Source organism: Buchnera aphidicola (Brachycaudus cardui), assembly GCF_005081945.1.
Classification (GTDB): domain Bacteria; phylum Pseudomonadota; class Gammaproteobacteria; order Enterobacterales; family Enterobacteriaceae; genus Buchnera; species Buchnera aphidicola_AN.
Map to the genome: position 1 here is coordinate 388465 of NZ_CP034879.1, position 14937 is coordinate 403401.

The window sequence follows — 14937 nt, forward strand, 5'->3', positions numbered from 1 at the left end:
AAAAAATTCTATTGTTTTATCAAAAAATATTAATAGTTATATAAAAAATATAATGGAAAATTTAAAAAATGAAAAATATTGAAAAACGTATCAAAAAAATCATTACTGAAAAATTAGATATAAAAGAAGAAGATATTTTTAATAGTGCTTCTTTTATTAACGATCTTGGAGCAGATTCTCTGGATATAGTAGAATTAATTATGGCTTTAGAAGAAGAATTTAATCTTGAAATATCAGATGAAGCAGCAGAAAAAATCAATACAATACAACAATCTATTGATTATATTAAAAATCGTCTAAAATAAAATATATTTTTAATCTATTTAATTTTTATTTATAAAAAAATCATACAAACTAGATGTAATTAAAACTATAAAACCCATGTTTTAAATAATAAATGATGAAAAAAAATAAATTTATTGTAGTTGAAGGATTAGAAGGTGCAGGTAAAACGAATGCCAGTATATATATTAAAAATATATTAAATAAATATAATATAAAAAATATAATATTAGTACGTCAACCTGGTAGTACACCTATTGCAGAAGAGATAAGAAAATTAATAAAAAATAAATTTGACTCTGATGAACTAATTAAAGAAACAGAATTATTATTAATGTATGCTGCAAGAATACAATTAGTTGAAAAAATAATTAAACCAGCATTAAAAAATGGAATGTGGGTAATTTCTGATCGTCATGATTTATCTTCTATAGCTTATCAAGGAGGCGGATTAGGTATTAAAAAAAAAATAATATCTACATTAAAACATTTATTTTTAAAAGATTTTGTTCCAGATTTAACTATTTATTTAGATGTTTCTCCAAGAATTGGTTTAAAAAGAGCATTAAATAGAAATTCATTAGATCTCATCGAATGTAGAAATTTAGATTTTTTTAAAAAAACTAGAAAGTTTTATTTAAAAAATATAGCATTAGATAAAAAAATCATTAAGATTAATGCCAATCTAGATATAAATACTGTAAATAAAAACATTGCAAAAAAAATATTAAATTGGCTTAATAAATAAATTATATGAAATTATATCCTTGGTTAATAAAACCATACAATAATATTATTCAGCAATATCAAAAAAACAAAGCTCATCATGCTATTTTAATTAAAACTCAACGAGGAATAGGAGCATCTCTATTAATTTGGTTTATTAGCAGATGGATATTATGTCTTAAACCTATAGGAAAAAATTTTTGCAATCAATGTTCTGGATGTAAATTAATGTCTATTAAAAGTCATCCAGATTGGCATGTTTTAAAATCTGAAAAAAATAATTTCTTTAATATTGAAGACATACGGAAAATTAATGAAAAAATATTTACATGCTCACGACAGGGTGAATCTAAAGTAATTGTTTTACCTGATACTGAACAATTAACAGAATCAGCAGTTAATGCTTTTTTAAAAACTCTTGAAGAACCGCCCAAAAAAACTTGGTTTTTTCTCATAAATTATAACAATTTCAATTTATATTCTACGTTAAATAGTCGTTGTTTAATATATCCATTATTTGCTCCAAATGAAAAAGATAGTATAAATTGGTTACAAAAAGATACAAAGAAGAAAAGCAAATCATATTTAACTGCATTAAGAATTAATCAAGGATCACCTATATCTGCAAAAAAATTTATTAACGGAATAATATGGATAGAACGAATAAATTTTTATAAATATTTATTTAATGCGTTTCAAAATAAAAACTTATTAAAAATTTTACCAGAATTTAATAAAAAAAATAATATAGTTCAAATTAACTGGATATGTTTTTTATTATTAGATGCTATTAAATTTAATTTTAATCAAAAACAATATTTAATAAATTTTGATCAAATAACATTAATTGAATTTCTTTCTCATAATTATACTAATTTTGTTTTAGATATGAGTATTCGTACTTGGATGCAATGTCAATACAAACTACTAAACATATCTGGAGTAAATCAGCAATTGTTATTATTAGAACAACTACTCAAATGGGAGGAAATATTCAATATTGAATTTAAGAATGAATAATAAAATTATTATGAATAAAAAGAGATTAAATTATGTTCTTTATTGACTCACATTGTCACATTGATCGATTAAATTACAATTTATTACATCAAAACATAGAAGATGTATTAAAAAAATCTTTTAATAATGATGTAAGAAAAATTTTAACCGTATCAACTTCTATAAATAATTTTTATAAAATTAAAAAATTATGTCAAAAATATATTTCAATACTTTACTCTTGTGGTATACATCCTTTAAATTGTGAAAAAGAACTCATAAGTTTTCATACAATAGAAAATATTTCTAAAAAAATAGACAATCTATCTTCTATAGAACGTGTAATAGCAATAGGCGAATCTGGTTTAGACTATTACCATTCATCTGAAAATAAAAATATTCAAAAAATTTTTTTCCGTGAACATATTCGAACTGCAATCAAAGTAAATAAACCAATTATAGTCCATTCTCGTCATGCTATTGATGATACTATAAAAATATTACAAGAAGAAAAAGCAGAACAATGTAAAGGAATATTACATTCATTTACTGGAAACTACTATTCGGCACGTAAATTACTAGATATAGGCTTTTACATTTCTTTTTCTGGAATGATTACTTTTAAAAATTCTGAGGAATTACATTCCACAATAAAAAAAATACCGTTAGAGCGTTTATTAATAGAAACAGATTCACCATATTTATCACCTGTTCCATATAGAGGACAAGAAAATCAACCTGCATATTTATTTGAAATAGCAAAAAAAATTTCTATTTTAAAAAACATTAATATAGAAACAGTAGCAAAAATAACAACCAAAAACTTTTATACATTATTCAATATGAATTAAAATTAACTAAATAAAAAATAATTCAATTTCAATTAATTTATTGCCTTAAAGAGGTACAAAGACACTATAATAAAAATATATCATATATACAATCGATTTAAAATTTTATATATATTTAGGAGTTTTTTAATATGTTTAAAAACACATTTGCCAACCTTCAAAAGGTTGGTAAATCATTAATGTTACCTGTTTCTGTATTACCTATCGCAGGAATTTTACTGGGAATAGGATCTGCTCATTTTAATTTATTACCTGATATTATTTCTCAAATAATGGCTCAAACAGGAGGTTCTGTATTTAATAATATGCCTTTAATCTTTGCAATTGGTGTAGCTCTTGGTTTTACTAATAATGATGGTGTTGCAGCTTTAGCTGCAGTTGTTGCTTATGGTATTTTAATTCAAACGTTGTTTGTAGTAGAACCAATATTTTTAAATACTACTATTGAAATTATAAAAGAGAAACATCTTTCTGATACTGGTATATTAGGAGGTATTATTGCTGGTGCCATTTCAGCATATATGTTTAATAAATTTTATTGTATTCAACTGCCTGAATATTTAGGTTTTTTTGCTGGTAAAAGATTTGTTCCTATTATTTCAGGATTATCGTCGATATTAGTAGGGTTAATATTATCTATAATATGGCCTCCTATTGGACATATTATTCAAATTTTTTCTCAATGGGCTGCTTATCAAAATCCTATTCTTGCTTTTGCACTTTATGGATTAGTAGAAAGAGCACTAGTACCATTTGGATTACATCATATATGGAACGTCCCCTTTCAAATGCAAATTGGAGAATATACTAATTCTATAGGACAAGTGTTTCATGGAGATATTGCAAGATATATGGCTGGTGATTCTACAGCTGGCAATCTATCAGGAGGATTTATCTTTAAAATGTACGGTTTACCCGGTGCTGCTTTAGCAATTTGGCATACAGCTAAAAAAGAAAATAAAAATAAAATAGGTAGTATTATGATTTCAGCAGCATTAACTGCTTTTTTAACGGGTATTACAGAACCAATTGAATTTTCATTTATTATTGTTGCACCAGTATTATATATCATCCATGCTATTTTAGCAGGATTATCTTTTCCTTTATGTATTTTTTTAGACATGCGAGCTGGGACAAGTTTTTCACATGGATTGATAGATTTTATAGTATTAAGTGGAAATAGCCATCATATATTTTTATTTCCAATTATTGGAATGTGCTATGGATTAGTATATTACAGTATTTTTTATTTATTAATAACTAATTTTGATTTAAATACACCAGGACGAGAAAAAAATCAGAATACTATTTCATTAAAAAATAATGTTGAACTTGCTCCATATATTATTAAAGCATTAGGTGGAAAAAATAATATTAAAAATTTGGATGCATGTATTACCAGACTTAGAATTACTGTTATAGAAATATCAAAAGTTAATCAAAAAGACTTAAAAAATCTTGGTGCAGCAGGAATCATTATATCAGGATCAGGAATACAAGCTGTTTTCGGTACTAGATCTGAAAATATTAAAACTGCTATAGATAAACATATAAAAAAAAATATCGTATCTTAAAATTCGAGGAATGTTTATTATGAATAATGAATCAATTTTTCAGGATATTATCAATAAAAAAATACAAACAAATATTGTTTATCAAGATACAATTATAACAGCTTTCGAAGATATAAATCCTAAAGCACCAGTGCATATATTGATCGTACCTAATATTTTTATTAAATCATCAAATGAAATTAATAAAAAAAATAAGTATATTTTAGCACATATGTTTTATATTGCTGTAAAGATTGCAAAAAAACAAAAAATTAGTCGAGAGGGATATAAAATAATTATTAATTGCAATAAAAATGGAGGACAAGAAATCAATTATCTACACATGCACCTATTAGGAGGAAAAGAATTAAGATCATTATATTAATAACTATTTTTTCTTAACACGATTGATGTTTATATATCAAAAAAATTTCTCTATTTTTTAAATTGAAGGATTAAATTTGAGTAAATATTTAATATTTATATTTTTTACTATCATATTTATCACGGGTTGTTCATTTTCTAATAATCTAGAAACAACTTTAATAAAAATGAAAAATTTTCATTTATTTACACATAAACCAAAAAATATTTTATTAAACTTTGATGCTGCTTTGGACAATATTATCTCAGATTTATTAAAATCTAATAATGTATTCATTTCTAATAATACATTATTTTTTATAGATATACTAAAAAATAACTCTAATTCTATTTTAGATACTAAAAAACTCACAGATTTAATAAAAAATAAAATTGCTAAAAAAACGAATAATGTTTATTTTTTTGAAACACAAATAATTGATGAAAATAAAAAAAAATTAGGTTTATCAAATATACAAGATTCAATAGACACAGGAACTGCACTTCTATTATCTAGAAACAACAATGTAAAATATTATCTTAATAGTTGTCTTTCTGAAGAAAAAAAAAAATTTTCATTAAAAATACAATTAATACTAGTTCGAACAGGAGAAATAGTTTTTGTAAAAACAGAAAAATTTTATTTTTAATAAGAGCAGTTCTTTCTACTGAAATGTATATAATTAAAAATTATATTATTTTTAATATATAAAAAATAGATAGTTCTATTTATAACTCAGTAGAAAGTTCTCACTCTTAATGATGACAAGCACTATATAAATTTTTAGTGTTTAAAAAAATTATATTTTATAGAAAAATTAGAATTGATAAACTATTCCTGCACCAAGAATGTTGTCTGTGGAAATATTATTTCTTTTAACATACTCATTATTACTTTTTAATAAATTAATTTTATAGTTCATATAAGTTGAAATATTCTTATTAAATTCATAACGAGTTGAAATATTAATTTGCTTTGCGAGTTCGAAAGCGTTGTTATTAGATGTATTTTGTGGATCTGAATTTAATTCCTGTCCTTTAGAATCCAGATAACTTAAAGACGGATGAAATCCAGAATGAAAATTATATTCTGCCACAGCTTCTATATTTTCTGTTTTACCGATAAATTTAGTAGGCGCTTCTGATTTTTCATTAGAAATATCTGATGGTATTAAATTGCTACCTACACCATAAAAAGCCGCAATATATATATCATTTGCATCATATTTAAAACCTAATCCATATGCATCTACAGATGATGGAAGATTTTTGTCTTTATCTTTCTCAGATTTTAATCTTTCAGCAGAAAAAAAAGAACCTACGGCAGTAAGTCCTGCATCAGTTTTATATTTTAAAGATGCTCCCCAACCAGAACCATTATTTTGATTTTCTTGTATATTTTTAACTTGATCTTCATATTGAAGTGCAAAACTAATACCATCAAATAAACCAAATAAATTATTATTTCTATAAGTAAGTAAGCTATTATTTCTGCCTACCATATAATTATCATTATAAGAAAATATACTATCTTGAGTAATATATGGAATACGATTAGTTAAAAACTGGGCATCATGTAAAACACCATAATTACGACCATAATCTATTGAACCCCAATCACCATATTTAAAACCAGCATATCCTAAACGCACAGAATTAGTTTTTTGTTTGTTTAATAATTCTTCAGGAACATTGAGATCACTTTTATATTCAATATTTGCATAGCTCAATAGTTCATCAGTAATATTTATTTCTCCTGATAGACCTAAAATAGCATTTGTATTATCATTATGAGAGTTAATTTTTTTTGATAAAAAACCATGAGACAATTCATGATTTGGATTAATACTACCATGTAACTCTAATTTATTACCATTTTTATTAAAAATTTCTAAAGCATTAACTCCACTACTAGCAGCTAATAACATTGGTATTGCAATTGCTAAAGATTTACGATTCATCATAATTTTTTATACTACCTTTTTAGTAAATATGATTTCAATAAATATTGATTTATCTTTTTTAAAAAAACTATTATTTTTTATATATTGAGTATTCATATAAAATTTTTCATAGAAAAACTCACTTGGTAAATATTTATAAAACTTATAATTAAAAATGAGAATTTTTTACAGTACGTGGAAACGGAATAATATCTCGTATATTTGAAACTCCAGTAACATAAGATATTAATCTCTCAAAACCCATACCAAAACCTGAATGTGGAACTGTACCATATCGACGAAGATCTCTATACCACCAATAATCTTCTTTTTTTAGCCCTAATTCTAATAAACGTTCATCTAACATAGAAAGTCGTTCTTCACGTTGTGAACCACCTATTAGTTCTCCAATATTCGGAACTAATAAATCTATTGCCGCAACAGTTTTTTTATCGTCATTTAACCTCATATAAAATGCTTTTAATTCTTTTGGATAATTTTTAATAATCACTGGAATTTTAAAATGTTTCTCTACAAGAAAACGTTCATGTTCAGAAGCTAAATCAACACCTAAAAAAACAGATTTTTCAAATTTAATTTTAGAATTCAGTAAAATATTTATAGCGTCTAAATAATCTATGCGTACAAACTCCATACATAAATTTTTTTTTAAACGAATAATAATATCATTGTCAATATAATTTTTTAGGAAATTAATATCTGGCATACAATTTTTTAAAAGAGATTTGAAAACATATTTCAACATATGTTCAATAAAATCTGACATATCATCTAGATTTGTAAAAGCTGATTCCACTTCTAACATCCAAAATTCTGATAAATGACGACTTGTATTCGAATTTTCTGCACGAAATGTAGGACCAAAAGTATATACTCTAGATAAAGCACAAGCATATGTTTCTATATTAAGCTGCCCCGAAACAGTTAAAAAAGATTCTTTTCCAAAAAAATCTTTTTTAAAATCAACGGAACCATCTTGATTTTTAGGAATATTTTGCATATCTAATGTTGAAACACGAAACATTGCTCCAGCACCTTCAGTATTTAAACTAGTAATAATTGGCGTAGGAACCCAATAATAGTTATTTTTTTGTAAAAAATAATGTAATGCCTGTAATACATGATTTCTAATTCGAACTATTACACCAATTAAATTCGTTCTAGCCCTTAAATGAGCTACGTCTCTTAAATATTCTATACTATGTTTTTTAGCAGATATTGGATAAGTATCTGGATTTTCAACCCATCCTAAAATTTTAATTTCTGTTGCTTGAATTTCATATTTTTGTTGATTTCCAAGAGATAATATCAACATTCCAGTAACGATAACAGAACATCCAATAGTTAAATGTAAAATTTCTTTATAATAATTAGATAAAGAATTATTCGCAATAACCTGTATAGAATAAAAACATGAACCATCATAAATTGTAATAAAAGAAAAACCAGATTTTGAATTTCTGCGGCTTCTTATCCATCCACAAACAGTAATTGAACTATTGACTATAATATCATCTTTATATATCTCTGATATTGGTACCGCATTCATAAAATCTTTCCTTTTATACTTATATTTAAAATGCTTTACTATTAAAATATTTTTGATAAGAAAATGTTTTATATATAATACTAAATATTAGTTTTATTTTTTAAAAAATATTAATTGTAAATCTTTTATTTAATTTACAAAAATAATATTTATAGTATAAATTCTACTTTTTTCACAAAAATATTTATAAAACTTAAATTAAATCTATTTGTTTAATGGTATACTAAAAACATTATATAAACTCTTTAAAAAATTTTTATCTAAACAAAATGTTTTACCTGGACTATCAGATATTTTTGCAACAGGTTTTCCATTACATTCTACTAATTTAATGACAATATTTAACGGTTTTACATAAGGGATATCGCAAGTTAATCTTGTTCCTATACCAAAAACAACATTAATTCTATGACTAAATTTTTTATAAAGAGAGATAATTTTGTTAAAATTTAAATTATCTGAAAATAATAATGTTTTAGTACAAGGATCTATACCTAATTTTTCATAATGTTTTAAAGCTTTTTCCCCCCATTGTATTGGATCTCCTGAATCATGTCGTATACCTTTATAAGAAGAAGTAAAAAATAAATTAAAATCACGTAAAAAAGCATCCATAGTAATAGAATCTGTCAAAGCAATACTAAGATGTTTACCATATTGATCTAACCATGTTTGCAATGCTAAAATTTGACTTTTCTTTAAATTTGAACTAATTTGTTGATGCGCTTGAAACCATTCATGAGCTTGTGTTCCTACTGGCGTTAAATTTAATATACGTGCTATATGATAATTACTTGAACCAATTAAAAAAGGAAAAGTTTCTTTTAATCTTTTAACAATAGAATATTGTACATCATAAGAAAATCTTCTTCTGGTCCCAAAATCAACAATTTTTAAACGAGATAAATCTATGTATCTAGTATAATTAAAAAATCTTGTTAATTTAGTATCTAAATATTCTATAGCATTTTTAGAACTTATTTCTGGAGAAAAATTACTATGAAAAACTTCACTAATCAATGCTAAAATAGGCACTTCCCACAATATTACTTCTTTCCATAATCCACTGATACGAATATGTAATTGTCCTTGATTATTATTTATTTTTACCTGTGAAATATTATAACGAAATTTTCTCAACCAATGTAAATATTCTTTTTTAAAAAATGGGAAAGAAGTCATATAAATATATTCTTCATTACTTAAAGACAAATATCTCATCATTTTAATCTGTTCTAGTAAAATATGGGAATAACAGCCTAAAAAGTTATCTCCTCTACAAAGAAATTCTGCTACTACATCTACATTTTGATAATTATAAAAAATAGCTTGTTGCATATGCAATTTATATGCATCAGTATCAAGTAAAGTTTTTACTATTGGATAATCATATCGTTTCATAATATGTTTTATATTTTTATTATACTCTTTTTTCATATATGATGACTAAAATATTATATAGTTTTACATTTAAATTATATAAAAAATAAAATTATTTTAGTATTTTATAAAAAATATAACACAAATAACAAAGTTATCAATTTTTCAAAAAAAATATTTTTTATATCAATATTTATGAAAATTTTACTTTATATTAAAAAGGAATTATAATGTTTTATTATTTAATTCGTAAACTGTTATTTTTAATAGATCCTGAAAAATCTCATATCTTCGTATTAAAATGTCTGATTTTGAAACACAATCACAGATTTAAAAAAAAATCTTATATTAAAAAAGCATCAAAAAACATTAAATGCATGGGTTTAACTTTTGAAAATAAACTAGGTACTGCAGCAGGAATAGACAAAAATGGAGATTATATTAACTGTTTATCAGAAATGGGCTTTGGTTTCATTGAAGTAGGCACTGTTACACCCTTGCCTCAATCTGGAAATCCTAAACCTAGATTATTTAGAATAATATCTAAAGAAGGAATAATTAATAGAATGGGATTTAATAATCTCGGAATAGATAATTTAATCATTAATATAAAAAAATCTTGTTTTAAAGGAATTATAGGTGTTAATATTGGAAAAAATAGAGATACTAGTATTAAAAATGCAATAAATGATTATTTAATATGTATAGAAAAAATTTACTATTATGCTAGTTATATTACTATTAATATTTCATCACCTAATACTATTCATTTAAGAACTTTACAATATGGAACTCTTCTAACTAATTTATTATATAATATAAAAAAAAAACAAAATGAGCTACATAAAAAATATCTTAAATATGTTCCTTTAGTAATTAAAATCTCACCAGACCTCTCCAAAACAGAATTAAAAAATATTTCAAAACAATTAATTAAATATAAAATAGATGCAGTCATTGCTACAAATACAACATTAGATCATTCATTAGTATCCGGATGTAAAAATAGCTTAGAAAAAGGAGGAATAAGCGGATTACCTTTACAAAAAAAAAGTACCAATATTATTTCAATATTATCAAAATACTTACAAAAAAAAATTCCTATTATTGGTGTAGGAGGAATTAATTCTGTCAATTCAGCAAAAGAAAAAATTAAATCAGGTGCTACTTTAATACAAATTTATTCTGGATTAGTATATCATGGACCTAATCTTATTAAAGAAATTATTAAAAATATATAAAACATTCTATTAATATATTATATATAAAATTTTATTAAAATTAAATTAATTAAAACAATGAACTATTTATTTGCAAGTACAATCTTTGGCACTGAAAAATTATTAGAAAAAGAGCTCTTATTTTTAGGAGCAAAAAATTTAAATATAATAAATGGAGGTATTTATTATGAAGCAAACGAATTATTATTATATCAAAGCTTAATGTGGAGTCGTATTGCTTCTCGTATTTTTCTATGTATAAAAAAATTTAAAATATCTAATAAAGAAGATCTTTATTCAAATATATATAGTATTAATTGGAGCAAAGTATTTTCTATAAAAAATACTTTTTCAATCAATTTTAAAGGAATTAATGATATTATTCGTAATAGTTTATTTGGAGCGCTCATAATTAAAGATGCTATTGTTGATCAATTTAGCAAACAATACTTCGATCGTCCAAATGTTGATCTTATTGATCCTGATATTCGAATCAAATCATTTTTATCTAATGATAATATAATACATATTATGTTGGATTTAAGTGGAGAATCTTTAAATAAAAGAGGATACCGAAAATATTATAATACGACTCCTATTAAAGAAAATTTAGGAGCTGCTCTTGTACTGAACTCAGAATGGAATAATAATATCCCTATAATAGATCCTATGTGTGGATCTGGTACATTATTAATTGAAGCAGCAATGATGGCTACGGATAGAGCACCTGGACTAACAAGATTAAAATGGGGCTTTCAATCATGGAAAAAATATAATAAAAATTTATGGATTAATATTGTTAAAGAAGCAACAAAAAGATTTGAAGTAGGAGTTAAAAAATGCTTGAAAAATTATTTTATAGGCTATGATTATAATCCTGTGGCTATAGAAAATGCTAAGAAAAATGCATTAAATGCAGGTTTATCAAAAATAATAAAATTTTCTACACAAAACTTACATGATCTAAAAAATATTTATAGTAGTACGAATATTGGAATACTATTAAGTAATCCACCATATGGAGAAAGACATCAAACTGAAAGTCAACTCGTAGGTTTATACATACAATTAGGAGTAATATTAAAAAAACATTTTAAAAATTGGAAAGCATCTATTTTTAGTTCATCAATATTTTTATTAAATTTTTTACAAATGACAGAAGATAAAGAATATTTTTTAAAGAACAGTGCATTAAATTGTATTCAAAAAAATTATACTATTTTTTTTAAAGAACTACCTATTGAAAATAATGAATATAAAGATAGATTAAAGAAAAATTTTAATAAATTAAAAAAATGGTCTATTCAAGAAAACATAGAATGTTTTCGTGTTTATAATGCTGATTTACCAAATTATAATATAATAATCGATATTTATAATAAATGGTTAGTTATTCAAGAATATAAAGCTCCTAAATTCATACATTGTAAAAAATCACATAAAAGATTATGTCATGCTATTTATTATGCACAAGAAATATTATCTGTTGATGTTAATAATATAATATTAAAAATTAGACACCGAAATAAAAATAAAACACAATATAAAAAATTATTTGATAGTAATAGCTTTATTCAAATTAAAGAATATCATTCAAAATTTTTAGTTAATTTAGTAGATTATTTAGATACTGGATTATTTTCAGATAAACGACTAATAAGAAAATTATTAGGAAAAATGTCTCAAGGTAAAGATTTTCTAAATTTGTTTTCATATACTGGTACTGCTAGTGTTTATGCTGGACTAGGAAAAGCAAATAGCACAACTAGTGTAGATATATCTAATACTTATATACAATGGTCGATTAGAAACATGTCTATTAATAATTTAAGAGGTTCTAATCATCACTTTATTAAATCAGATTGCTTAAATTGGCTACAAAAAACAAATAAAAAATTTGATCTTATATTTATTAATCCACCTACTTTTTCAAATTCTAAAAAAATGAAAAAATCTTTTGATTTAAAAAGAGATTATCTTATTCTAATAAGATATTTAAAAAAAATTTTACGACATAAAGGTAATATTATTTTTTCCAGTTCTACACATAATTTTAACATTAATTTTGATTATCTTCAAAAAATGAAATTAAATGCAAAAAATATTACAAAAAAAGTACAATGTAAAGATTATTTAAATCATTCAAATATTTACCATTCCTGGTTAATAACTCATATCGAATAAATCTAAGGATAGAAAATTTTATGTCTCTAATTCAGATTAAAGATGCATGTTTATCATTTAGCAACTTAGAAATTTTGAAAAATAGCATGCTGCATATCAATCCTAATGAAAGAATATGTTTAATCGGTAAAAATGGAACTGGAAAATCCACTGTTTTAAAAATTATTAATAAAACACAAGACTTAGATCATGGTATCGTCGTTTATAAAAAAAATATAAAAATATCTTACTTAAAACAAGAAAATCCTATAAGTATGAACATTTCTATATATGATTTTATTAGTTCAATATTTTATAAAAATCAAATAAAAAAAGAAAAATATAATAATTTTATTTTGATGAAAAAACAATTAAATATGAATCAAATTGTACAAATAGAAAAAATAATTAAATTAATTAAATTAGAAAAAAATACTTTATTATCAGAGCTTTCTGGAGGATTATTAAGAAAAGTTGCATTAAGTCGATCTTTAATAGGAGAACCTGATGTGCTATTACTTGATGAACCAACAAATCATTTAGATATGAACACTGTTAAATGGCTTGAAAATTTTTTAAAAAAATTTCATGGAAGTGTATTATTTGTATCACATGATAGAAGTTTTATTCAAAATATATCTACACGAATTGTCGATCTTGATCGAGGAAAATTAATATCTTGGCCAGGAAATTATGAAAATTTTATAAAATTAAAAAATGATAGTACACGTATTGAACTAATACAAAAAAAAATATTTGATAAAAATCTTGACAGAGAAGAAAAGTGGATTAGACAAGGCATTAAAGCACGTTCTACTCGAAATGAAGGTAGAGTAAAAAACTTAAAATTATTACGAAAAGAATATCATGATTATATAAAAATAGAAAAAGTAAAAAATATTAAAATCAATCAATCTAACAATTATCTAGGAAAAATAATTTTTAAAGCAGATAATATAGATGTTGTTATACAAAATAAATTGATTGTAAAAAATTTTTCATCAATCATTCAACATGGTGATAAAATAGCACTAATTGGTAGTAATGGATGTGGCAAAAGTACTATGATAAAAATTATTATAGGAGAAAAAAAACCACAAACAGGACAAATTTATCAAAGTACAGGATTAAAAATATCATACTTTGATCAAAATAGATCTATATTAGATCCAAATAAATCTATTATAGATAATATATCTTATGGTAAAGAAATAATCAGACTTAATGGAAAAGAGCAGCATTTAATAGGATATCTAAAAAAATTTCTTTTTAAACCTAATCAATTACAATCTTTAGTAAAAACACTATCTGGCGGTGAATGTAATAGATTACTATTAGCACGATTATTTTTAAGGCCAAGTAATGTTTTAATTCTTGATGAACCGACTAATGATTTAGATTTAGATACTCTAGAGCTGTTAGAAAAAATTATTATTGATTATAAAGGCACTGTTTTAATAGTTAGTCATGATGAAGAATTCGTAAATAATACAGTGAATAAATGTTGGTTATTTAAACAAAACGGATTTATTGACACTCATATTGGAAATTATGATTCTTTACAAAAAGCAAAACATAATATAAATTTAGAAACAACATATAAAAAAAATAAAATAAAAAAAAATAAATCAAATATTCATACTAAAATAAAAATAGTTAATCATGTTCAAAAAGAACTAAAAGAAATATTAATAAAAATAGAAAAAATAGAATTTTACATTAAAAAATTACAAAATAAAATCAATCAACCATGTTTTTTTAAAAAAAAACTAGAAGAACAATTACCAATTTTAAAAAAATTAATAGCACAAGAAAAAGAACTAGAAGAAAAATTAATATATTGGGAAAAATTAGAAAAAAATAATATAAATAATAAAATATAAAAAA

Annotated in this window: 13 protein-coding genes; 10 read left to right on the forward strand and 3 right to left on the reverse strand. The window is 23.4% G+C overall.

Annotation, left to right across the window (positions count from 1 at the left end; genetic code table 11):
- Positions 1 to 68: 68 nt before the first annotated feature.
- The 7 genes from acpP (at position 69) to D9V67_RS01840 (ending at position 5424) form a co-directional block, all read left to right on the forward strand.
- Entirely contained in the window at positions 69 to 305 is a 237-nt protein-coding gene (acpP, locus tag D9V67_RS01810; protein WP_158359551.1) for an acyl carrier protein, read from the forward strand.
- A gap of 95 nt (positions 306 to 400) precedes the next feature.
- The gene (gene tmk / locus D9V67_RS01815) at positions 401 to 1030 is read left to right on the forward strand and encodes a dTMP kinase (RefSeq protein ID WP_158359553.1); all 630 of its coding nucleotides are present in this window, start codon (positions 401 to 403) and stop codon (positions 1028 to 1030) included.
- A gap of 5 nt (positions 1031 to 1035) precedes the next feature.
- Positions 1036 to 2028 carry a DNA polymerase III subunit delta' C-terminal domain-containing protein gene (locus D9V67_RS01820; protein ID WP_158359555.1) on the forward strand — a complete coding sequence of 331 codons (993 nt, stop codon included), beginning with the start codon at positions 1036 to 1038 and terminating at the stop codon, positions 2026 to 2028.
- Between the two features lie 32 nt (positions 2029 to 2060).
- A complete protein-coding gene (locus tag D9V67_RS01825; protein WP_158359557.1) occupies positions 2061 to 2858 on the forward strand; it encodes a TatD family hydrolase in 798 nt (265 codons plus the stop codon).
- 131 nt (positions 2859 to 2989) lie between these two features.
- Positions 2990 to 4432, forward strand: a complete 1443-nt coding sequence (gene ptsG / locus D9V67_RS01830; protein ID WP_158359559.1) for a PTS glucose transporter subunit IIBC — start codon at positions 2990 to 2992, stop codon at positions 4430 to 4432.
- 19 nt (positions 4433 to 4451) lie between these two features.
- The gene (locus tag D9V67_RS01835) at positions 4452 to 4796 is read left to right on the forward strand and encodes a histidine triad nucleotide-binding protein (RefSeq protein WP_158359562.1); all 345 of its coding nucleotides are present in this window, start codon (positions 4452 to 4454) and stop codon (positions 4794 to 4796) included.
- Between the two features lie 166 nt (positions 4797 to 4962).
- A complete protein-coding gene (locus tag D9V67_RS01840) occupies positions 4963 to 5424 on the forward strand; it encodes a hypothetical protein (RefSeq protein WP_187308332.1) in 462 nt (153 codons plus the stop codon).
- A 168-nt stretch (positions 5425 to 5592) separates the two neighbouring features.
- On the opposite strand, the gene D9V67_RS01845 is transcribed toward D9V67_RS01840, so the two are convergent.
- From D9V67_RS01845 to pncB, 3 genes are all read right to left on the reverse strand, one after another.
- Positions 5593 to 6738, reverse strand: coding sequence for a porin (locus tag D9V67_RS01845; protein ID WP_158359566.1), 1146 nt, complete (start codon positions 6736 to 6738; stop codon positions 5593 to 5595).
- A gap of 148 nt (positions 6739 to 6886) precedes the next feature.
- A complete protein-coding gene (asnS, locus tag D9V67_RS01850; protein WP_158359568.1) occupies positions 6887 to 8287 on the reverse strand; it encodes an asparagine--tRNA ligase in 1401 nt (466 codons plus the stop codon).
- Positions 8288 to 8491: 204 nt separating this feature from the next.
- A complete protein-coding gene (gene pncB / locus D9V67_RS01855) occupies positions 8492 to 9688 on the reverse strand; it encodes a nicotinate phosphoribosyltransferase (protein WP_158360088.1) in 1197 nt (398 codons plus the stop codon).
- Positions 9689 to 9897: 209 nt separating this feature from the next.
- Here pncB and pyrD point away from each other — a divergent pair, with 209 nt between their 5' ends.
- Genes pyrD through D9V67_RS01870 form a run of 3 tightly spaced genes read left to right on the forward strand, consistent with a single transcriptional unit; the run spans position 9898 to position 14933 of the window.
- Positions 9898 to 10908 (forward strand): quinone-dependent dihydroorotate dehydrogenase, encoded by a 1011-nt coding sequence (pyrD, locus tag D9V67_RS01860; protein WP_158359571.1) that lies wholly within the window; start codon positions 9898 to 9900, stop codon positions 10906 to 10908.
- Positions 10909 to 10965: 57 nt separating this feature from the next.
- Positions 10966 to 13071 (forward strand): bifunctional 23S rRNA (guanine(2069)-N(7))-methyltransferase RlmK/23S rRNA (guanine(2445)-N(2))-methyltransferase RlmL, encoded by a 2106-nt coding sequence (gene rlmKL, locus D9V67_RS01865; RefSeq protein ID WP_158359574.1) that lies wholly within the window; start codon positions 10966 to 10968, stop codon positions 13069 to 13071.
- Between the two features lie 20 nt (positions 13072 to 13091).
- Entirely contained in the window at positions 13092 to 14933 is a 1842-nt protein-coding gene (locus D9V67_RS01870; protein ID WP_158359576.1) for an ATP-binding cassette domain-containing protein, read from the forward strand.
- Positions 14934 to 14937 lie beyond the last annotated feature (4 nt).